The 20,815-nt window shown below is 64.6% G+C and carries 15 protein-coding genes; 4 read left to right on the top strand and 11 right to left on the bottom strand.

The window, feature by feature from the left end:
* The first annotated feature begins 7 nt into the window (after window positions 1-7).
* Window positions 8-1,741: a thiamine pyrophosphate-requiring protein gene (locus ACQR1F_RS04375; protein ID WP_434898742.1), complete on the top strand. Its 1,734-nt coding sequence runs from the start codon at window positions 8-10 to the stop codon at window positions 1,739-1,741.
* A gap of 176 nt (window positions 1,742-1,917) precedes the next feature.
* Here ACQR1F_RS04375 and ACQR1F_RS04370 read toward each other — a convergent pair whose 3' ends face one another.
* The 8 genes from ACQR1F_RS04370 to dusB all read right to left on the bottom strand — a co-directional run bounded on the left by ACQR1F_RS04370 (window position 1,918) and on the right by dusB (window position 13,472).
* Window positions 1,918-3,585: an HNH endonuclease signature motif containing protein gene (locus tag ACQR1F_RS04370; RefSeq protein ID WP_316178708.1), complete on the bottom strand. Its 1,668-nt coding sequence runs from the start codon at window positions 3,583-3,585 to the stop codon at window positions 1,918-1,920.
* Window positions 3,586-4,059: 474 nt separating this feature from the next.
* Entirely contained in the window at window positions 4,060-5,439 is a 1,380-nt protein-coding gene (hflX, locus tag ACQR1F_RS04365; RefSeq protein WP_434898743.1) for a GTPase HflX, read from the bottom strand.
* Window positions 5,440-5,466: 27 nt separating this feature from the next.
* On the bottom strand, window positions 5,467-5,715 hold the full coding sequence (gene hfq / locus ACQR1F_RS04360; protein ID WP_006613906.1) for an RNA chaperone Hfq: 249 nt from the start codon (window positions 5,713-5,715) through the stop codon (window positions 5,467-5,469).
* A 270-nt stretch (window positions 5,716-5,985) separates the two neighbouring features.
* Window positions 5,986-7,356: a sigma-54-dependent transcriptional regulator gene (locus tag ACQR1F_RS04355; protein ID WP_315799946.1), complete on the bottom strand. Its 1,371-nt coding sequence runs from the start codon at window positions 7,354-7,356 to the stop codon at window positions 5,986-5,988.
* Between the two features lie 17 nt (window positions 7,357-7,373).
* The gene (locus ACQR1F_RS04350) at window positions 7,374-9,719 is read right to left on the bottom strand and encodes a sensor histidine kinase NtrY-like (protein ID WP_316236467.1); all 2,346 of its coding nucleotides are present in this window, start codon (window positions 9,717-9,719) and stop codon (window positions 7,374-7,376) included.
* A gap of 175 nt (window positions 9,720-9,894) precedes the next feature.
* Window positions 9,895-11,337 carry a nitrogen regulation protein NR(I) gene (gene ntrC / locus ACQR1F_RS04345; RefSeq protein ID WP_315799944.1) on the bottom strand — a complete coding sequence of 481 codons (1,443 nt, stop codon included), beginning with the start codon at window positions 11,335-11,337 and terminating at the stop codon, window positions 9,895-9,897.
* A gap of 9 nt (window positions 11,338-11,346) precedes the next feature.
* The gene (locus ACQR1F_RS04340) at window positions 11,347-12,522 is read right to left on the bottom strand and encodes a two-component system sensor histidine kinase NtrB (protein ID WP_315799943.1); all 1,176 of its coding nucleotides are present in this window, start codon (window positions 12,520-12,522) and stop codon (window positions 11,347-11,349) included.
* Complete coding sequence (gene dusB / locus ACQR1F_RS04335; RefSeq protein ID WP_434912715.1) at window positions 12,519-13,472, bottom strand: tRNA dihydrouridine synthase DusB; 954 nt, start codon at window positions 13,470-13,472, stop codon at window positions 12,519-12,521. Before dusB ends, ACQR1F_RS04340 begins: the two co-directional genes overlap by 4 nt.
* Window positions 13,473-13,921: 449 nt before the next feature.
* Between dusB and ACQR1F_RS04330 the strand changes: the two genes are divergently transcribed.
* Both ACQR1F_RS04330 and ACQR1F_RS04325 read left to right on the top strand, forming a co-directional pair.
* A complete protein-coding gene (locus ACQR1F_RS04330; protein ID WP_315799942.1) occupies window positions 13,922-15,103 on the top strand; it encodes a bifunctional 2-C-methyl-D-erythritol 4-phosphate cytidylyltransferase/2-C-methyl-D-erythritol 2,4-cyclodiphosphate synthase in 1,182 nt (393 codons plus the stop codon).
* Between the two features lie 269 nt (window positions 15,104-15,372).
* Window positions 15,373-15,987: a CinA family protein gene (locus ACQR1F_RS04325; protein ID WP_434912576.1), complete on the top strand. Its 615-nt coding sequence runs from the start codon at window positions 15,373-15,375 to the stop codon at window positions 15,985-15,987.
* 766 nt (window positions 15,988-16,753) lie between these two features.
* Here the strand turns inward: ACQR1F_RS04325 and ACQR1F_RS04320 are convergent.
* Window positions 16,754-17,101: a DUF1127 domain-containing protein gene (locus ACQR1F_RS04320; protein WP_434912575.1), complete on the bottom strand. Its 348-nt coding sequence runs from the start codon at window positions 17,099-17,101 to the stop codon at window positions 16,754-16,756.
* A 247-nt stretch (window positions 17,102-17,348) separates the two neighbouring features.
* Window positions 17,349-17,906: an HD domain-containing protein gene (locus ACQR1F_RS04315; protein ID WP_434846847.1), complete on the bottom strand. Its 558-nt coding sequence runs from the start codon at window positions 17,904-17,906 to the stop codon at window positions 17,349-17,351.
* 799 nt (window positions 17,907-18,705) lie between these two features.
* On the opposite strand from ACQR1F_RS04315, the gene ACQR1F_RS04310 reads away from it, so the two are divergent.
* Entirely contained in the window at window positions 18,706-19,968 is a 1,263-nt protein-coding gene (locus tag ACQR1F_RS04310) for a methyl-accepting chemotaxis protein (RefSeq protein ID WP_315799938.1), read from the top strand.
* Window positions 19,969-20,335: 367 nt separating this feature from the next.
* Here ACQR1F_RS04310 and ACQR1F_RS04305 read toward each other — a convergent pair whose 3' ends face one another.
* Entirely contained in the window at window positions 20,336-20,809 is a 474-nt protein-coding gene (locus ACQR1F_RS04305) for a type II toxin-antitoxin system RatA family toxin (RefSeq protein ID WP_316236459.1), read from the bottom strand.
* Window positions 20,810-20,815: the final 6 nt, after the last annotated feature.

Here is a 20,815-nt window from a genome sequence, read left to right as displayed (position 1 = left end):
CCGCGCCATGACCCGCCACACCACCGCGCACTACTTCCTCGAGGCGCTCGTCGAGATCGGCGTCGACTACATCTTTGCCAATCTCGGCACCGATCATGTCTCGCTGATCGAGGAACTTGCGCGCTGGGACAGCGAAGGCCGACGGCACCCAGAGGTGATCCTGTGCCCCCACGAGGTGGTCGCGGTGCACATGGCGATGGGCTATGCGAGTGCGACCGGCCGCGGCCAGGCCGTGTTCGTCCACGTCGATGCCGGCACGGCGAACGCGTGCATGGCCATTCAGAATGCCTTTCGCTACCGGCTTCCTGTGCTGCTGTTCGCGGGGCGGGCTCCGTTCGCGCTGCATGGCGAGCTGCCGGGAGGACGTGACACCTACGTCCACTTCGTGCAGGAGAGTTTCGATCAGGGCAGCGTCATCAGGCCCTATGTCAAATGGGAATACACGCTGCCGTCGGGCGTCGTCGTCAAGGAGGCGGTGGCCCGCGCCGCCGCATTCATGCACAGTGATCCGCCCGGCCCGGTCTACATGATGCTGCCGCGGGAAACCCTGGCCGAGACCTGGGACGAGCAGGCGATGCCGGCCTACCCGGCCGCGCGCTATGGCAGCGTCAAAGCGGGAGGCATCGAGCCGGAACGGGCGCAGGCGATCGCGGACGCGCTGATGAAGGCGGACAATCCGATCGCGCTGACCGCCTATCTCGGCCGCAGCGCCGAGGCGGTTTCCGTCATGGAGCGGCTGGCGCTGGTGTGCGGCATCCGCGTCGCCGAGTTCAATCCCGTCACGATGAACATCTGCCAGGACTCCCCCTGCTTTGCGGGCGCCGACCCCGCCGCGCTCATCGCAGGCGCCGACCTCGGACTGCTCATCGACATCGACGTGCCCTTCATTCCACAGATGCTGAAGGCGGCCGATCGGCTGCGCTGGATCCAGATCGACATCGACGCCCTGAAGGCGGACATCCCGATGTGGGGATTTGCCACCGACCTTCGCATTCAGGGCGATTCGGCCGTCATTCTCCGCCAAGTCCTGGAGATCGTCGTCGCCCGTGCCGACGATGCGTATCTGAGAAAAGTGCGCGATCGGATCGCGAGCTGGCAGCCGGCCCGCGAGGCGGCACAGGCGAAACGCACCGCCGCGGCGGGCCAGAAGGGCTGGACCGGCGCGATCAACCCGGCCTATCTGTTCGCGCGGCTGCAGGCGCATCTGTCGGAGGACGACATCGTCGTCAACGAGGCGGTCCGCAATGCGCCGCTCCTGCAGCAGCAGCTTCGCCGCACCAGGCCGATGACCTATGTGGGCCTCGCTGGCGGCGGCCTCGGCTTCAGCGGCGGCATGGCGCTCGGGCTCAAGCTCGCCGATCCCTCGACGCGCGTGGTGCAGATCGTCGGCGACGGCGCCTACCATTTCGCCGCACCGGATTCCGTCTACGCCGTAGCGCAGCAATACCAGCTCCCGATCCTGACCGTGATCCTCGACAACAACGGATGGCAGGCGGTGAAGGCGTCGGTTCAGCGCGTCTATCCCGATGGCACGGCCCAGCGGACGGACTCGTTTCTGTCCCGGCTCTGCACCGGCCGTCAGGACGAGCAGCGCCGTCTCGCCGACATCGCCAGCGCATTTGGGGCCCATGGCGAGCGGGTCGACGATCCCGATGCCCTCGATGCGGCGATCGAGCGCTGCGTCGCAGCCGTCGATGGCGGTCGCGCCGCGGTGCTGCATGTGGACATCACGCCGCTTTAGTTCGATCGGGCGCGACCAAACGGCGCGGTCTGCCCCGGCGCGGCGATCAGTTCTCTTTGCCTACATCGAGCTCGTCCCTGCTGACGGGGCCACTCTGGAAGTGGTCCTTGCCTGAAGATGTCGACAACTATGGAACGACACGGAGAAGGCCAGTTGAACATGAGGTATGAAATGAATCATGCCGAGCTTCGGGACAGACCCGGTAAATCTTCCAATCTGGCGAGGGACGCTTCCAGATCAGCGATCGCGCTCCCATATCGCGCGCCTGCCACGCTCCGTGCCCTCACTAGGTGCGCCCGTGCTTCCTCCAGACGCTTTACATGCAAGCAGGCCCGCACACGTGCAGCATGTATCGGAAACTTATGCCCTCCATAGCGATTGGCGCGTTCGAAAAACCGCATTGCGAGATCCAGATCAGATCTACAACGAGCAGTTAAGGTACCTAGCATCGTCCAGAACTCCGCTTCATCAACACCGAAGAGCACGTCGTGGCCGAATGCGTCTTGCCCGAAAAAACGCCGTCGCGCATCAGTCAAGATGTTTGCGAGTTGGTTTGGAGCTTCGAGGTCAGTCTCAAACTTAGATAACAGGTTAACATCGAACCACTCTTCATCCACGATGGACCTGCAAGCAATCCAAGCCTTGAAATTGTGGGCATGGTCGAAGCCCTGACGCAATGACTCCGAAAGAAACGAGAGCGCGTCATTCACAATGGTCAATCCCCTGCTTCGATCCTGCGAATATGCAGCAGTCGACGCCTCGCCTATGATGTACGCCACTCGGCTCAACGCAGGACGAAATCCGAAATCGATGCCCTTCCAAAATGCGTCTATCGACTTGGTATATTGAAATGTCTGCCGATAGAAGATTGGACGATATTTTGCAGACGCGCCGTATTCTAGAAGTTCGGGGCCCTCCAAACTCTGGCCTATAGCGGCTATCCGTTCATCATACTCCGCAACCGACCTCAGCGGGAGCAATCTTGCCTTCGAGTATTCCACGAGCAAAGACTGCAGCAACGCCGACGAGGATCTGACGAGAGACAGGCTACGTTTCGCGCAGCGTTCAGCTTCGCTGAACGAACTCTCTTGGTGTGATTGAAGTCGCTGCAAGCGGCCTCGCCACCTGACGACGGCTGACTTCACTATTAAGATATAGGCCAAGGCGTCCTGATCCTCAGCTGAAGCACTAACTGAATCGAGCTTGTCGTTCAGAGCCTTTGCCAATGTGAGCTTCTTTTGCGTATCGAATACGCTGTACTCATCCCTTAAGAAAAGCAGCATAAGCGAAACCGCGACGGGCACCTTTCGCGCGTCTGCTATCTTTCTCAGCAGAGCGGTGCTCGCCTGCAGACCCTTCTCCCATCGAGACGAAGAATAGTCGTTCTCCAACGACGTCGTCTTGAGTTCAAGTCGCGCCAACTCCACCCATTGCACGGCAGTTTCGACCAACGGGTTGAGCGCAATATCGCCTAGAACACGCTCTGCCTCCCGGAGAAGACTGCGCCCCTCTTTTGGTCCGCTCAGGGTCGCCTCATTCATCAGGTCATAGATTCGACCGACCCTGACATCTTGCGCCAACTCGTGGTGGTCGAACCTGAATGGACTGCTCTGAAACAAGTCATCTACGAATCTAGCGACGTGACGAGCTTTGTTCATGACCATCTGGAAGAGGATCGCCGGCGGGTATTCGCTCGGTTTTTCCTGATCGATCAGGTGATGGTGCTTTCGGCAAAGCAGCATCAAGTTGTTTTCAGAATCGAGATCGACGTGCGGAAACGATGCTTTGAATTCGGATCGACTGCCATCATTCACCGGCAGGATGTGGCAGAGTTCGCCGATCATCTCGATGTGCCCATTGGACCATCTTGCAGCGATTTCCCCACAAGCACCGTATTCACAGTGACCAATCGATCTCATAAAGATCGAGGTTCGGACACTCTGTCGGATTTTTTCTCTTGAGGCCATACGCGCAACCCGCATGTCGCTCGACAAAATAATCTCATTTGAACGAAAGGCACTTCTGAACGGCGTGGCCGTCGGCCGCTATTGATACAAATCAATATTATGATTGACACGTTTTAGTTGTAAGTTTTTTGTCTGTAAAGTCATCCGCATCTGTGAGCCGAGATGGCTGTTAGAGCCGTTGAATCAGCTGCATCTGTTTGATTTTGCTGCGCGATGAAGCTGATGGTGGCCCACTAAGCGGCCGCCGGAGACGCTCAAAGAATATAGCGAATAAGCGCTCAAATCAGTTGATTTGGATGGTTGCGCACTCGATCGAGTGGCAATCGATAGTGGTTGGATACCTTTACTATTCTACGCAACCCGGGGCACGCCGTGATAGCGCTCCACCACGATGTCGCGCTTGGTGGCGTCGACGCGCACGGTCATGTCGTAATGGCCCTCGTGCAGCTCCTTGGCCAGCACCTCGGCATTGCGGTGCAGCCAGGAGATGCCGGCGCCGTCGGCGGCGTCGATGGTGAGGTCCAACGTGGTGCGCGCCGCCGCGAGCCGGTCCTCGATAGTCTGCAGCAGCGCGTCGACGCCCTCCCCGGTTTCGGCCGAGACCAGCAGGCAAGGCCGCTCCGGCGGACGCCGCGCGGCGATGTTGGCGAGGTTCTCGCGCGCAGCCGCGTCGAGCTGATCGATCTTGTTCCAGACCTCGATGATGGTGTCGGTGGCTTCGGGATCGATGCCGAGCTGGCTCAGCACCAGTTCGACATCGTGCTGCTGCGCCTCGGCATCCTCGTGCGACATGTCGCGGACGTGCAGGATCACGTCGGCCTCCAGCACCTCCTCGAGCGTGGCGCGGAAGGCGGCGACGAGCTGCGTCGGCAGGTTGGAGATGAAGCCCACGGTGTCCGACAGCATTGCCTTGCCGCCATGCGGCAGCGTGATCGCGCGCAAGGTCGGATCGAGCGTCGCGAACAGCATGTCGGCGGCCTGGACGTCGGCGCGCGTCAGGCGATTGAACAGCGTCGACTTGCCGGCATTGGTGTAGCCGACCAGCGCCACGACGCGATACGGCACACGCTGGCGTCCGGCGCGATGCAGCCGCCGCGTCGCCTGGACCTTCTTCAGCTCGTTCTCGAGCCGCGTGATGCGGTCGCCGATCAGCCGGCGGTCGGCCTCGATCTGGGTCTCGCCGGGACCGCCCATGAAGCCGAAGCCGCCGCGCTGGCGTTCGAGATGGGTCCAGGACCGCACCAGACGGCTGCGCTGATAGTTGAGATGCGCGAGCTCGACCTGCAGCGCGCCCTCCTTCGTCTTGGCGCGGCGGCCGAAGATCTCGAGGATCAGGCCGGTGCGATCGAGCACCTTGGTGTTCCAGGCCTTCTCCAGGTTGCGCTGCTGGATCGGCGAGAGCGCGCAATCCATCACCACCAGCTCGACGCCATGGCCGGCGATCACGCCGGCAATCTCTTCGACCTTGCCCTTGCCGAGATAGGTCGCGGGGCGAATCTGCCCGATCGGCGCGAGAATGGCCTCGGCCACGGTCAGCTCGATGGCCCGCGCGAGGCCGGCGGCCTCGTCGATCCGCGCCTCGAAATCACGCATGTCGGATTGGCCTGCTTGCGCGCCATCGTCGCCGCGGCGCGCTCGCAAGTAGGGGCCGACCACGATGACGAGCCCGGTCCCCTTGTTGTCATCCGGCCTCGACAGGCCGATGGTCCCTTCGCGATCGCGGGGTTCCAATCAGGTCACTCTCACGTCAGGTCAGACTCACGCAGACGCGTCCTCGCCACCCTCGAACAGCTGGATCGGCGCTCCCGGCATGATGGTGGAGATCGCATGCTTGTAGACGAGCTGCGAGTGACCGTCGCGCCGGAGCAGCAGGCAGAAATTGTCGAACCATGTGACAATCCCCTGCAGTTTCACGCCATTGACCAGGAAGATCGTGAGCGGCGTCTTGGTTTTGCGGACATGGTTGAGAAAGGTGTCTTGTAGGTTTTGTGCGCGGTCGGCCGCCATTGTTGTTATCTCGCAGTCTTGTGCTTTTTCTTATTGAACCTTCGATGACCCGATCGCAGGCCCCGGATTCATCGAGGTGACCCATGGTCCATTGAGATCCCCCTCGAGGGACCACGGGATGCCGGATTAGAAGACAGGCGAGCATATTAGGCAAGCCGCTTGCAGGGAAGCCGGTTCCAAAAGACCCGGATTCATCCGTAAAATTCCGGAACTCGCCGAATTTTCCAATGTAAATTCGTCCAGTCGGCAAGTTTGGCCGAGCCGAAGGCCTCAGCCGACGCCGAGCGCCTTCAGCTTGCGATGCAGGGCAGACCGCTCCATGCCCACGAACTCGGCGGTGCGCGAGATATTGCCGGAAAAGCGGCTGATCTGGGCGATCAGATAGTCCCGCTCGAACACCTCGCGTGCCTCGCGCAACGGCAGTCCCATGATGTGCTCGCCATTGTTGCTGGTCGGCATCGCCGGCACCATCGATCCCACATCCGGCGGCAGCATGTCCGCGGTGATGATCACCTCCGGTCCACCGGCGGCCAGAATCATCACGCGCTCGACGTTGTTGCGGAGCTGGCGGACGTTGCCGGGCCACACATGCGACTGCAGCACGGCCATGGCGTCCTGCCCGATCTGCCGCTTCGGCAGGCCGGTCGTGACCGAGATCTGGTCCATGAAATAGTCGATCAGCTCGGGAATGTCCTCGCGGCGCTCCGACAGCGGCGGAACCCGGATCGGCACCACCGACAGACGGTGATACAGATCCTCGCGGAAACGGCCGGCGGCAATCTCCTCCTCGAGATTCCGAGCGGTCGAGGAGATGATGCGCACGTCGACGTGCACCTTGGTGGTGCCGCCGGCGCGCTGGAACGTCTGGTCGACCAGCACGCGCAGGATCTTGTTCTGCGTTTCGCGCGGCATGTCGGCGATCTCGTCGACGAACAGCGTGCCGCCGTGGGCCTCTTCGAGCGCGCCGGTCTTGCGCGCCTGCTCGCCATTGGACTGCTCGATGCCGAACAGCTCCTCCTCCATCCGCTCCGGCGTGATCGCGGCGGCGTTGATGACGACGAACGGGCCTTCGGAGCGCGGCGACTGCGCGTGCAGCGACCGCGCGGCGAGCTCCTTGCCCGAGCCGGGAGGGCCGACGATCAGGATCCGGCTGTTGGCCTTGGCGGCGCGCTCGATGGTCTGGCGCAGCTGGTTCATCGATGGCGAGCGACCGGTCATGGTGCTCGCGGTCGGCGCCAGCTGCTTCAGCTCGCGCACCTCGCGCTTGAGCCGCGAATTCTCCAGCGCACGCGTCGCGACCAGAATCAGGCGGTCGGACTTGAACGGCTTCTCGATGAAGTCATAGGCGCCGCGCTTGATCGCGGCGACCGCCGTTTCGATGTTGCCGTGGCCGGAGATCATCACCACCGGCAGGTCGGGGTGGTCCTTCTTGATCTGCTCGAGCAGCTGCAGACCGTCCAGCTTGGAGCCTTGCAGCCAGATGTCCAGGAACACCAGGTTGGGACGGCGGCTCGTGATCTCCGCGAGCGCCGAATCGCTGTCGCGCGCGGTTCGCGTCGTGAAGCCTTCGTCGTCCAGGATGCCGGCGACCAGCTCCCGGATATCGGCTTCATCGTCGACAATCAGAATATCACTCGCCATGGGTCACGCCTGTCTCGTCAGCTGCCGGTCGCGGCTTGGATTTTTGGTTCATCATTGGTCGTTTGAACCGTGTCGGCGGTTTCGCCGCCGGCCTCGGTCTTCTGCGCATTGTCAGACGCCGCCGCCTGCTCCTTCGCGCCCGTCTTGGCGGCCTGGCCGGAGACGGCAAAGCGCAGCCGCATCCAGGCGCCACGCTGGCCGGGACGAAAATCGGATGCGTCCTTCAGCTCGAGCTTGCCGCCATGGTCTTCCAGCACGCGGCCGACGATCGCGAGCCCGAGGCCGGTGCCCTTGGCGCGCGTCGTGACGTAGGGCTCGAGCAGCCGCTGCCGCGCCACCTTCGGCAGGCCGATGCCGTTGTCGATGACGTCGATCAGCACGTCCTCACCCTCGCGCGAGGCGACGACATCGATTCGGCCCTTGCCGAGCTCCGCCTCGGGCACCACCTCGATCGCCTCGGTGGCGTTCTTGATGATGTTGGTCAGCGCCTGCGAGATCAGGCGGCGATCGAACTGCGCGCGCAAGGGGTCCTGCTTGATCTCGGTCTCGATGTCGATCTCGGGATGCGCGACCTTCATCAGGAACACGGCCTGCCGCACGGTGTCGGCGACGTCCTCGCCTTCCATCACCGGCTTCGGCATCCGCGCGAACCGCGAGAACTCGTCGACCATTCGCCTGATGTCGTCGACCTGCCGCACGATCGTCTCGGTACATTGCTCAAATACCGCCTTGTCCTCGGTGATGACCTTGCCGAATTTGCGGCGGATGCGTTCAGCCGAGAGTTGAATCGGCGTCAGCGGATTCTTGATCTCGTGTGCGATGCGGCGCGCGACGTCGCCCCACGCCGAGGTGCGCTGCGCCGACACCAGCTCGGTGATGTCGTCGAGCGTGATGATGTAGCTGTCGCGCGCCTGGTTGGTCTGCTCGGCGGTGACGCGCACCGACAGATTGCGCTCATGGCCGTCGCGCTGGATCGTGATCTGGCCCTGCACCAGCCGCTGCTTGCCCTCGCGCGCGGTCTTCATCATGTCGTCGAGCTCGGGCAGCACGTCGGAGAGCGGATGATCGAGCACCTCCTGCTCGGCATGTCCGATCAGCTTCTCGGCCGAGCGGTTGAGGATGCCGACGCTGCCGGAGGCATCGACACCGATGATGCCGGCGGAGGCCGACGACAGCACCGCCTCGATGAAGCGGCGCCGGCTGTCGATCAAATCGCTGGCGCTGACCAGCTCGTCGCGCTGCGTGCGCAGCTCCTGCGTCATCTTGTTGAAGGTCTGGCCGAGCTGCGCGAGATCGCCCTCCGAGCGATGCACCGGGACCTGGACGTTGAGATCACCGGTCGACACGGTGTTGGCGGCATTCATCAGTTGCCGGATCGGCGCCACCAGCCAGTTGGCGAAGTTCAGCCCGATCAGCACCGAGGCCATCAGGATGGTCAGCGCGATGACCGCGAACATCAGCGCGAAGGCGATCTGGATGCCGAAGCGCCGCGCCTCGACCTGGGCATATTCGGCGACCGACAGCTCGGTCTGCTTGAGCTGCTCGACGACCTGCGGATCGAGCGGACGCGCGACGTAGAGGAAGGTGTCGTTGAACGCGCGCAGCCGGATCACCGCAGCGACGTAGTTCGACTCCGGCAGCACCGCGATCTCGGGTTCCTCCTCCCGGACATTGTTCAGGAAGTCGGGTGCCGGCGGCGAATAGGCCAGTTGCACCCCGCCGGACTCGGCCCAGACGATCGGATTGGTGTTCTTGTCGATGATCATCGCGCCCGGCAGATTGCGCGAGGCGGCGCTGGTGGTCAGCAGATCGCGGAAGCTGGCGCGATCCTGATCGAACAGCGGCCGCGCACGGGCGATGTCATTGGCCATGCCGATGATGTCGCCGCGGATGAACTGCGCGTGCTCCTGCATGTAGGCGCGCGCGATGGTCAGCGAGTTCTGGATCGCGACCTTGGCCGGTCCGGAGAACAGCCGGTCGAGGCCGCGATCGATGGTGACGTTGGCGGCCACCGCGACCAGCACCGCCGGCAGGACCGCGATCACCGAGAACAGGCTGACGATCTGGACGTGCAGCCGCGCCGCCGCCCGGCCGCGCCGGCGGGCCTGCACCACCTGCCAGACCTCGCGGATGATGATCCCGACCAGGACCAGGATCGTTCCGGCGTCGATCAGATAGAAGGTCTTGACCACGTCCGTCGTCGGCTCGACCGGGGTCAGCCCGACCAGCACGATGAAGGTGAGGAAGGCCGACAGCAGCGCGAGCGCGACCGCGACCGGCGCGAGCCAGGTGCGCCAGGTCCAGCGTCGGCGGTCGGCGGACGAGGAATCGAAGGGGGTGGCCGAGGTCTCTGCGCTGGTCATTCCGGCAAGGTGGGTGATGCTGAACGCGGCACGTCCGGGAATCGGACTGATGCATTCCTACCACGCTGTTGCCAAATTGCGACAAATCCGCGGCGCGGAAGCGCGACGCGGATTTGTCTACAATAATTCTCACCTGAGGCGGGCTTGAGCCAGCCGCGAAGGTATCAAAGCACTGTCAGCCGCCGCTGCGGTACACCTGGATGTCGAGGTCGCGAATCTTCTTCCGCAGCGTGTTGCGGTTGAGGCCGAGCAGATCGGCGGCGCGGATCTGGTTGCCGCGCGTCGCTGCGAGCGCCGCCGTCAGCAGCGGAATCTCGATCTCCTTGAGAATGCGGTGGTACAGCCCCGGCGGCGGCACGCCGTTCGGAAATCCCTGGAAGTGCGAGGACAGATAGGCCTCCACGGCACCACCCAGATTGTCGATCGAGGTCGGCGCGTTGGAGCCGGTGGTCACCGCCGGCGGGGCCAGTTCGCCGTCGATGACCGAGGCGGTGATGACGTCCTGCGGATACAGCGCCGCCAGGCGCCGCGCGAGGTTCTCCAGCTCGCGGACGTTGCCCGGCCAGCGGTGCTGCTTGAGCCGCTCCAACGCGGCGGCATCGAGCTTCTTCGGCGGCAGCCCGTCCTTCTCGGCCAGCGCGAAGAAGTGCCGGACCAGATCCGGCAGGTCCTCAATGCGCTCGCGCAATGGCGGCAGCCGCAGCGGCACGACGTTGAGGCGGAAGAACAGGTCCTCGCGGAACAGCCCCTGCTGGATCAGGATGCGCAGATCCTTGTTGGAGGCCGCGACGATGCGCACGTCGGTCTTGATCGGGGTGCGGCCGCCGACGGTGGTGTACTCGCCCTGCTGCAGCACGCGCAAAAGCCGCGTCTGGGCCTCCATCGGCATGTCGCCGATTTCGTCGAGGAACAAGGTGCCGCCCTCGGCCTGCTCGAAGCGGCCCGAGGCGCGGGTGTTGGCGCCGGTGAAGGCGCCGCGCTCATGGCCGAACAACTCGGACTCGATGAGGTCGCGCGGGATCGCCGCCATGTTGACCGCGACGAACGGGCCGTTGCGGCGCTTGCCGTAGTCGTGCAGCGCGCGCGCCACCAGCTCCTTGCCGGTGCCGCTCTCGCCAGAGATCATCACGGTCAGATCGGTCTGCATCAGCCGCGCCAGCACGCGGTAGATGTCCTGCATTGCCGGCGAGCGGCCGACCAGCGGGATCGATTCGAACTCGCCATCGTCGGGCTGGCTCGCCGCCCGCTCCTTCGGCTCGGCCAGGGCGCGGCCGACGATCGCGATCAGCTCCTTCAGGTCGAACGGCTTCGGCAGATACTCATAGGCGCCGCGCTCCGAGGCCTTGATCGCGGTCATGAAGGTGTTCTGCGCGCTCATCACGATGACCGGCAGGTTCGGCCGCATCTTCTTGATGCGCGGCAAGAGGTCGAACGCGTTCTCGTCCGGCATCACCACGTCGGTGATGACGAGATCGCCCTCGCCCTGGCTCACCCAGCGCCACAAGGTGGCGGCATTGCCGGTCAGCCGCACCTCATAGCCGGCGCGTGACAGCGCCTGGTTCAGGACCGTGCGGATGGCCGTATCGTCATCGGCAACGAGAATGCTACCTGCAGGCATAGGTGGTCCTCAATTTGATCCCTGTGAGGCATGCAACGGCGTCCCCGAAACGTCATCGCGATTGCTTTGGTCTGGTTGTTTGGTTGCGCTGTACATCGGCATCAGCACCCGGAAGGTCGTCTTGCGCGGCTGCGACTCGCACTCGATGATCCCGCCATGGTCGCCGACGATCTTCGCGACCAATGCAAGTCCGAGGCCGCTTCCGGTCGGCTTGGTGGTCACGAACGGATCGAACAGGTTGGGCATCAGGTCTTCCGGCACGCCGGGGCCGTTGTCCCTGACGCAGAACTCCAGCGGCAGCGACACCCGCGACTTCTTGCCGGGCACCGACAGCCGCACGCCCGGGCGGAACGCGGTGGTGAGCTGGATCTCCGCATCCGAGCCGAGGTCGACGACCGCCTCGGCGGCATTCTTGACCAGGTTGAGAAAGACCTGGATCAATTGATCCTGGTTGGCGAGCACCGGCGGCAGCGACGGATCGTAATCCTCGACGAAGCGGATGTTGCGGGCAAAGCCGGATTGCGCCAGCCGCTTCACGTGGTCGAGCACGGAGTGGATGTTCACCGGCCCGCGCGCCACCGGGCGGTCGTCGCCGAACACCTCCATGCGGTCGACCAAAGTGACGATGCGGTCGGCCTCGTCGCAGATCAGCCGGGTCAGCATGCGGTCCTCCGAGGAGGCCTGCTGCTCCAGGAGCTGCGCGGCGCCGCGGATGCCCGACAGCGGATTCTTGATCTCGTGCGCCAGCATCGCGGCCAGCGCGATCACCGAGCGCGCGGCGCTGCGATGGGTAAGCTGGCGGTCCATCTTGTCGGCGATGGTGCGCTCCTGCAGCATCACCACGATGTGGCCGGGCCGCTCCGGCAGCGGCGCGACGTGGAGGTCGACGAGGCGATCGGCGCCGGTGCGCGGCGTGCCCAGATCGACCTTGTACTCGTTGACCGGCGCGCTCGTGGTTCGGACCTGGTCGATCAGCGCCAGCAAGGGGCTGCCGAACGGCACCAGCTTCTTCAGCGATTGCCGCTGCAAAAACTGCGTCGAGGAATCGAAGAACGATTCCGCCGCCATGTTGGCGTCCATGATCATGCCGTCCGGGCCGATGACGAGAACCGGATTGGGCAACGCGTTGAGGATGGCATCGCCATCCGACGGAAGTCGCTTGCGCTGTTCTGCGGCTGAGCTCATGCGGCTGCACTCCAGGCAAAATCGTCGAAAGCGTCACGCAGCGCCCGATGCACCAAAGACGGCTGCTCGGACGTGAGGATGCGGTCGCGCCAGGCCTTCAGTTTTTCGGCCGGCGCGCGGGCGTGCTCGGCGGCGACGTCGAGCCCCCAGCTGAGATGCTTGCGGGCGTGGCGCAGGCCGACACGCTCGCCGTAATGGCGGCAGATCTCGTCATAGAGCGCCGTGAGCAGTGCGAGCTGCTGCGCCAGCTCCGGCGCGCCCTCCTCCGCCCCGCCATTGAGCTGGCGGCCGATCTGACCGGGCAGCCAGGGGGCGCCTTGCGCGCCGCGCCCGATCATCACGGCATCCGCGCCGGAGGCGTCGAGCGCCTCGCGCGCGTCTTCGTAGGTGGTGATGTCGCCGTTGACGACGACCGGCAGATCGACGGCGTCCTTCACCGCGCGCACCGCGCTCCAGTCGGCCTCGCCCTTGTAGAACTGCTGCCGGGTGCGGCCATGCACCGTGATCAGCTGCACGCCCGCGGCCTGCGCGCGGCGCGCCAGCTCCGGCGAGTTCAGGCTGCGCTCGTCCCAGCCGAGCCGCATCTTCAGGGTCACGGGCACATCGACGGCCTCGACCGTCGCCTCGATCAAGGTCAGCGCATGATCGAGATCGCGCATCAGGGCCGAGCCGGACTGGCCGCCGGTGACATGCCGCGCCGGGCAACCCATGTTGATGTCGATGATATCGGCGCCGCCGTCCTCGGCCACCCTGGCGCCCTCCGCCATCCAATGCGCCTCGCAACCGGCGAGCTGCACGACATGTGGCCCGATGCCGCTGGCCTCGCAGCGCAACCGGGATATCCACCGCCCGCGCACGAGATCGTCGCTCGCGGTCATTTCGGACACCACCAGCCCGGCGCCGAGCTCGGCCGCGAGTCGGCGGAACGGCGCGTCGGTGATGCCCGACATCGGCGCCAGAATGGCCCGGTTGGCGAGCGAAACGTCGCCTATCTTCAAGGCTTTGGCTGGTGGTTTGGCCGGACCGGTCACGAACGACTCTTAAAGCTCTTTGGACGCATCATCGCGTCTGCGCTGCACTCTCAAGCACAAATCTTGGGCAGTCAAGCGTCATGCCTACACTTTAGCCAAAACGATCAGTATTTCAAGTGCAGTGCAGCAAAATATGCTTGTTCGGCAGTCATGGTAAACCCTTGAGCCGCCGGATTTTTGCATGGCTCCACGGCGGTTCGCAGCAGCGGATCGGCCTTCAAGTGCCTCACGGCGCCTTACGAACGCGTCGCGGTCGCAGTCGCCGCTCAAGTCATGTGTGATCCTGCTCGCTTAACATCCTCTGCAGATGTAAGAAGCCGGCAAATCTCCTCACCCTGGTCTTTCATCAGCATCGATATCCTGTTCCCATGACGACTTCTCAGCGGACTGCAGCCATCCTCGTCGCGGCCGGACGCGGCCTGCGCGCCGGCGCCGGTGGTCCGAAGCAGTACCGCACGATTGGCGGCCGTACCGTCATCCATCGCGCGCTCGCCGCCTTCGCCGATCATCCCGAGGTGGCGGTGGTCCAGCCGGTGGTGAATCCCGATGACATCGACATCTTCAATGCTGCCGTATCAGGCCTGCGCCACGAGGTCCCCGCACATGGTGGTGCAACGCGCCAGGCCTCGGTGCTGGCAGGCCTGGAAGCGCTGGCGCCGCACAAGCCCGACATCGTGCTGATCCACGATGCCGCGCGTCCGTTCGTCACGCCGGCCGTGATCTCGCGCGCGATTGTCGCGGCCGGCAAGACCGGTGCGGCGATTCCCGTCGTGCCGGTGACCGACACCATCAAGGAGGTCGGAACGGGCGGCGACATCACCGCGACGCCGGAGCGCGCGAAGCTGCGCATCGCGCAGACGCCACAGACCTTCAAGTTCGAGACGATCCTCGAGGCGCATCGCCGCGCCGCGCGCGAGGGCCTCACCGAGTTCACAGATGATGCGGCGATTGCGGAATGGGCGGGATTGACCGTCGCGACCTTTGAGGGCGATGTTGCCAACATGAAGCTCACCACACCGGAAGATTTCGTGCGCGAGGAAGCGCGCCTCGCTGCCACCCTCGGCGACATCAGGACCGGCACCGGCTACGATGTGCACGCCTTCGGCGAAGGCGACCATGTCTGGCTGTGCGGCCTGCGTGTGCCGCATAGCAAGGGCTTCCTGGCCCACTCCGACGGCGACGTCGGTTTGCACGCTCTGGTTGATGCAATTTTGGGCGCCCTGGCCGATGGCGACATCGGCTCGCACTTTCCGCCCTCGGACATGAAGTGGAAGGGCGCGGCCTCCGATCAGTTCCTGAAATACGCCATCGAGCGCGTCACCGCGCGCGGCGGCCGCGTCGCCAATCTCGAGGTCACGATGATCTGCGAGCGGCCGAAGATCGGCCCGCTGCGTGACCAGATGCGCGCCCGCATCGCCGAGATCACCGGCGTCGACCTCTCGCGCATCGCCGTGAAGGCCACCACCAGCGAGCGGCTCGGCTTCACCGGCCGCGAGGAAGGCATCGCGGCCACGGCAAGCGCGACGATCCGGCTGCCGTGGAATGTTTGACGGGAGTCCCGGCGAGCAAGTGATGGAAGCAGTCGATGCCCGAAGAAGACATCGACTGCTGAGTTGAGACACGAGATCAAACTGATCTCTGGACCTTGGAATCGAGTTGTCACCGCGAGCGCGGTGCGCTCCCTCGCCCCGTCAGGGCGAAGCGAAGCTTCGCTAGGGTGGGGAGAGGCGAAGCTCGCGGCGCCACCTCGAACTTTTCGAACGCCATCGCTTTGGTGGTGCTTCCTGAGGTCTCGATCGGCATCGAGGAAACGCTGCAGATGGCGAGCGAACGTCAAATCGGCTCCACCAGCGCGCTGGCCCGCTCGCTGCTCGACCTCTGCCGGTCGCGCAAGCTGATGATCGCGACCGCCGAGTCCTGCACCGGCGGCTTGGTCGCCGCCGCGCTGACGGAGATCCCCGGCTCGTCCGACGTCATCGACCGCGGCTTCGTCACCTACTCCAACGAGGCCAAGCGCGCGATGCTCGGCGTCGAAGCCTCGACCTTGCAGACCTTCGGCGCCGTCTCCAAGGAGACCGCGATCCAGATGGCCGTCGGCGCCCTCGAACGCGCCGACGTCGACCTCGCCGTCGCCATCACCGGCATCGCCGGCCCCGGCGGCGCCACGCCCGGCAAGCCCGTCGGCCTTGTCCACTTCGCCGTCGCCGCCCGCGACGGCCGCATCACCCATCGCGAACACCGCTTCGGCGCCATCGGCCGCAGCACGGTGCGGACACGGTCGGTGCTGGAGGCGTTGCGGATGCTGATGGAGCTGGCAAGGCCGCAAGTGCCGGCCAAGCCGAAGCGCGCGGCGGCGACGCGATTGCGCCCGCGCGCGGTACGGGCGCCAAGGCTGCATCCGGTGAAAAGGCCGCCACGCCGGCCGCCGACGTAATTGATCTCGATGCTTCTGCTCTCACCACACCGCGAGCGAATGGATGCAGTCTGAGATAAAGTGATAGATCTCATTCAAATGAACGTCCCGGCCTAATCATAATGAAAGAGCGCAGGACATCTGTCCTCCGACCTGGTGGTCAACGATTTATTCCACGCAGCGTTTCCGAACGACGCTGTCCGCATTTGCATCGTGACATCGCTGGATGACAGCAGCCTGACGGCACGAGCGCTGACGACCCAGGAAGTATTCCGCTTCGACCGGAGCAGCGGTGTGAGCATCCCTCCTGAAGCCGATGGCGCCGTCTGCACGATCGACTCGGTCGCACCGCTTCCGGAGAGCATTTGCGACACGTTGCTCAGCTACGATCGACGCTGCCGCACGTCCGCGGATTCTGAGGCGGGTCGGTTGACGGCTGACGAGCGGCGGGCACTGCTCAACGCCAGACAATACTACGCGGCAAATCCAAGAACGGATCTGATCCGAACGTCACCCCTCCGAGCGCCACTTGGAGACTGAGCGGCGGATATAGTCGAGAGCATTTTCAAGCTCCCTCGCCGCCTCACCCTCAGTCGTCATCCCCGCGAAAGCGGGGATCCATAACCACAGCACGTCGTGTAGCGGCACGTCGGTGGCTCAGATCTCATTCCACCACACCTGCTGCGGAGTATGGATCCCGGGTCGGCGCCTCCACGGCGCCTTGCGCCGTTCCGGCTTGCCCGGGATGACAGTTGTGGGTGGGCCGACGCCTCGGTCCCAATAGTCTTCATGCCCGCCAGAACGGCCGACGGCACGACCGTCGCGCTTCGTCGCGCGTGAGGCCGTAGTCCTCCAGCACTTCGTCGGCGAGCCAGGGCAGCTCCCTGGCGAAGCTGCGCCGCTCGCGCCAGCGCGCCCACCAGAGCCGAAGCAGCGATTTTGATTCGGGCGCAACGCCGCCGCGCTCGGTAATTGACTGCGGCAAGTAGTAGACGTTTGCCCCAGGCTTCGGCGGAGCAGGACGTCGCGCCGAGTGATCGCGACCGCGCTCGAAGATCCGCGGCGCATGCGCGACACCACGCAATCCACGCGTCCCGATGGCGCTGACACTCTGCTCGTCGGTCGTGCTCGGCATGGCGGGCTCCCTTGAAAAGAAAGAACCTGCCGGCAATAAAAAAGCCGCCAGGTTCCTGGCGGCTGTTCGGATCAAAGACTGCACATCATCAGATTGCGCGTGATCCTCCCGCCGCCCGCAAGCTACGGTGCGTCCAACGACCAAAACGATGGGTGGCGACGGTGATCATGGCTGGTCTATAGCTGATAGATCTGAAGTTGTCATCTGCCAATCCGGTGAAAGATCAGCGCCCGCGCTGTCCAAAGTGTCAGGACGGAAAAGCGCCCACCGTCTGCGCTAGCTGCCGCGCCAACGATCCCGGCAACGCCTGATCGAAGATGCTGCTCAGCGTGCGGTAGTACCAGATCGTCCCATCCTTTCCGCCGGTGAAGCGCTGCCACACCGCGTCGCCGACCTCATCAAGATCGCGCGCGATCGCCTCGGCATTGTCGACCTTGTCGGCGAGCGACACCAGCAGCGATGACGCCGGCTTGAGCGGCAGCTTGGCGAGATAGGCTTCCTTCCGCGGGCGCCATGCGGGCTTCGGATCGACCCAGGAATCCGTGCAGTCCGCGACGATCTCTGCGACGCCATCACCGAATCGCCGCCGGATCTCGTCCAGCGTGGCCTGTCCGCCCTGATCCTCGGCGGCGTCGTGCAGCAGGCCGGCGATGGCCTGCACCTCGCTGCCGCCCGCCGACAGCACGCGGCTGGAGACGCTGAGCAAGTGCGCGATGTAGGGCACCATGCTGCCCTTGCGCAATTGGGTCCGGTGCAACTTCGCCGCATAGACCAGCGCGTCGTCATAGAGATGAGAGAGTGACATCAGCCTGCTTTCCTCTTCAGATTGTCCCTTGAGCATCACGATAGCCGACCCGTCGGGCAAATCAGCCCTCTCGCGGTTTGTGCCCGGCCGGGTGCTGAATCCTTCCAGCCGCCGAAATCGCATTCCACCCCGTGCGCCACGCGACGAATTTCCCGAGTGCTTTCAACGCCCGACTCACTGTCCAGTCCCTCCCGCAAAAATATCCTTCTTCCATTTTCCCGAAATTCATGTTTCCCTCCGCTCATCCCGCCTCGACACGAGGGGCGTTTCGCGATCGTCACGACACGCGAGGTGGGGAGGCGATGGCCGCTGATTGCCGCAGCGCGTCTTGGACGTGCGGACGAACGGCTCCTGGCGGACGTGAAGTCGCAGCGTCCTGACACCCCGAAGCTGGTGTCACGCCGGTGGAGATGATGATCCGCCGGTCACGGGGGCAAGACAGCCGGTCCCCGGGGAGACTGCGTATAAGCGTGAAGACCGTCGCGCGGGGAATGCCGGGATGTCTCGGCTGCACCTGTGGTACCTGCCGCCTGCATTTTTTTCCGCAGGCGGGCCATGGGGGCGGCGAGCTCCCGGCATTCCCTGCGCCCTCGTGATTTCAGAGGGGCGATCGACAGGCACAGCCCGGGCGCGATTGCGCCGCGGAGGATGCGGCTGCTCGTCCGCTCGATGCCGTCCCTCACCGTCCGGATCGCGATCGCCGACGATTATCGCACGCGCCGCCACGGCCTAAAGGTTTTGGTTAATTTTGTCCTGCTACCTCTCGCGCATTCTTCTCTGACAGTGGATTCGGGACCCCATGGCTTTCTTCTCCGGCAAGTCGGCTGATCGCACGCATAACCTCCTGATGACGGAGCTGTTCGAACGCCATCGCGACGCCATCCTGGTGATGTCCGACGGCAAGATCATCGCCTGCAACGAGACCGCGGTCCGCTTCGGCGGCTTCCGCAGCAAGCAGGACCTGCTGTCGCGTTCGCCGGCGACCATGGCGCCGGAGTTCCAGCCCAGCGGCAAGCGTTCCGCCGATGTCGTGAAGGAGATGGATGCCAAGGCGAGGCGCGAGGGCCACGCGACGTTCGAGTGGACCACCAAGCGCGCCGACGGCAGCCCGGCGCTGGTGCAGATCACGCTGGTGCCGACCCAGGTCGAGGGCCAGACCTATGTCATCAGCTTCCGCCGCGATCTCTCCGACCTCATTGCCGCGCGCGAGGAGAAGAAGCGCGCGCTCGACCGGATCGCCAAGGATTTCGAGACCTCGGTCGGCGCCATCGCCAATGCGATCTCCGGCGCCTCGCGCGAGGTCGAGACCACGGCCGCCTCGCTGACCACGACCGCGGATCAGGCCGCGCAGCGCGTGGCGCTGGTGGCGTCGGCGTCCAACTCCGCCTCCTCCAACGTGCAGTCGGTGGCCGGCGCGACCGAGGAGCTTTCGACCTCGGTCAGCGAGATCAACCGCCAGGTCGCAACCTCCTCCACCATCGCCGCCGAGGCCGTCGAGGCGTCCTCGCGCACCAACGACCTCGTCAACAGCCTGGCGGACGCTGCGGCCAAGATCGGCGCCGTCACCGACATGATCAACGCGATCGCGAGCCAGACCAACCTGCTGGCGCTGAACGCGACCATCGAGGCCGCCCGCGCCGGCGATGCCGGCCGCGGCTTTGCCGTGGTCGCCTCGGAGGTGAAGAGCCTGTCGAGCCAGACCGCGAAAGCGACCGACGAGATCAGCGCCCACATCAGCGCGATGCAGCGCGCCACCAGCGATACGGTCGCGGCCATCCAGGGCATCGGCGGCACCATCGGCCAGATCAGCGAGATCGCCAAGACGATCGCCACCGCGGTCGACCAGCAGGGCCATGCGACGCAGGAGATCGCCCGCTCGGTCAGCCAGGCCGCCAGCGGCACCCGCGAGGTCGCCACCAACATCGGCTCCGTCAGCCAGACGGTGGAATCGGCCGGCGGCGCCGCGCGGCAGATGCTGGGTGCAGCCGGCCAGCTCGCCAAGCATGCGGACGAGCTGCGCGGCAAGGTGAAGGACTTTTTGACCGCCGTGCAGGCGGCGTAGGTTTTGATCGTCCGCGACTGACGTCGGCGATCAGGATGGCTCCACGGATGATGCCGTGGAGCAGCTGTTTGAAGACGTGGATAGGAACGGAACGCGTGTGGGCCTGCGGCCGGAGCGCGCTTGTGGTCGGAACGCGCGCAGTGAGATGCGAGGCGCGCCCTCACCCTCCGCTGTCGTCCCGGGCAAGCCGGAACGGCGCGAAGCGCCGTGCAGGCGCCGACCCGGGACCCATACTCCGCGGCGGATGTGACGAGAGGAGATCGGAGTTCCGGGCGTGCCACCACACGACGCCCTGTGGTTATGGATCCCCGCGTTCGCGGGGACGACAGCTGAGCATGAGGCGGCAGTCGGCCACCAATGATGAGCTTTACGTCGACGACACCGCTGGCTTGCGGCCGTAGATCGCGTCGGCGCGCTTCTCGAACGCCGCCGACATGCGCGCGAAGATCGTGTCGAACATCGAGCCCATCAGCATCGCCAGCATGCGGCTCTTGAACTCGTAGGCGATGAAGAACGTCACCTCGCAGGCGCCCTGCTCGCGTGACTCGAAGCTCCAGCGGTTCTCCAGGCTTGAGAACGGTCCGCTGACATATTCGACCAGGATCTTGCGCCCGGCGCGGTCGAGCGTGACGCGGCTGGTGAAGGTCTCCTTGACCAGCTTGAACGACACCGTCATGTCGGCGACGACGACCTCGGTGCCGTCAGGCTTCGGATTGCGCTGGCGCACCACCAGCTTCTCGCACAGCGGCACGAACTCCGGATAGCGCTCGACATCGGCGACGAGGTCGAACATCTGGTCGGCCGTGTGCGCGACGCGGCGCTTGTTGGAAAATCTCGGCATCTGGTC

The organism is Bradyrhizobium sp. HKCCYLS3013, from assembly GCF_051167615.1.
Classification (GTDB): Bacteria; Pseudomonadota; Alphaproteobacteria; order Rhizobiales; family Xanthobacteraceae; genus Bradyrhizobium.
This window is presented reverse-complemented; position numbering and strand designations above follow the sequence as displayed.

Excerpts from the sequence above, each read along its gene's own strand:
- ACQR1F_RS04375 (WP_434898742.1), top strand. The coding sequence starts at position 8 with ATGACCCGCCACACCACCGCGCACTACTTCCTCGAGGCGCTCGTCGAG.
- ACQR1F_RS04370 (WP_316178708.1), bottom strand. The coding sequence starts at position 3,585 with ATGATCGGCGAACTCTGCCACATCCTGCCGGTGAATGATGGCAGTCGA.
- hfq (WP_006613906.1), bottom strand. The coding sequence starts at position 5,715 with ATGGCGGCCGACCGCGCACAAAACCTACAAGACACCTTTCTCAACCAT.
- ACQR1F_RS04355 (WP_315799946.1), bottom strand. The coding sequence starts at position 7,356 with ATGGCGAGTGATATTCTGATTGTCGACGATGAAGCCGATATCCGGGAG.
- ACQR1F_RS04350 (WP_316236467.1), bottom strand. The coding sequence starts at position 9,719 with ATGACCAGCGCAGAGACCTCGGCCACCCCCTTCGATTCCTCGTCCGCC.
- ntrC (WP_315799944.1), bottom strand. The coding sequence starts at position 11,337 with ATGCCTGCAGGTAGCATTCTCGTTGCCGATGACGATACGGCCATCCGC.
- ACQR1F_RS04340 (WP_315799943.1), bottom strand. The coding sequence starts at position 12,522 with ATGAGCTCAGCCGCAGAACAGCGCAAGCGACTTCCGTCGGATGGCGAT.
- dusB (WP_434912715.1), bottom strand. The coding sequence starts at position 13,472 with ATGTCGGGCATCACCGACGCGCCGTTCCGCCGACTCGCGGCCGAGCTC.
- ACQR1F_RS04330 (WP_315799942.1), top strand. The coding sequence starts at position 13,922 with ATGACGACTTCTCAGCGGACTGCAGCCATCCTCGTCGCGGCCGGACGC.
- ACQR1F_RS04325 (WP_434912576.1), top strand. The coding sequence starts at position 15,373 with ATGGCGAGCGAACGTCAAATCGGCTCCACCAGCGCGCTGGCCCGCTCG.
- ACQR1F_RS04320 (WP_434912575.1), bottom strand. The coding sequence starts at position 17,101 with ATGCCGAGCACGACCGACGAGCAGAGTGTCAGCGCCATCGGGACGCGT.
- ACQR1F_RS04315 (WP_434846847.1), bottom strand. The coding sequence starts at position 17,906 with ATGTCACTCTCTCATCTCTATGACGACGCGCTGGTCTATGCGGCGAAG.
- ACQR1F_RS04310 (WP_315799938.1), top strand. The coding sequence starts at position 18,706 with ATGGCTTTCTTCTCCGGCAAGTCGGCTGATCGCACGCATAACCTCCTG.
- ACQR1F_RS04305 (WP_316236459.1), bottom strand. The coding sequence starts at position 20,809 with ATGCCGAGATTTTCCAACAAGCGCCGCGTCGCGCACACGGCCGACCAG.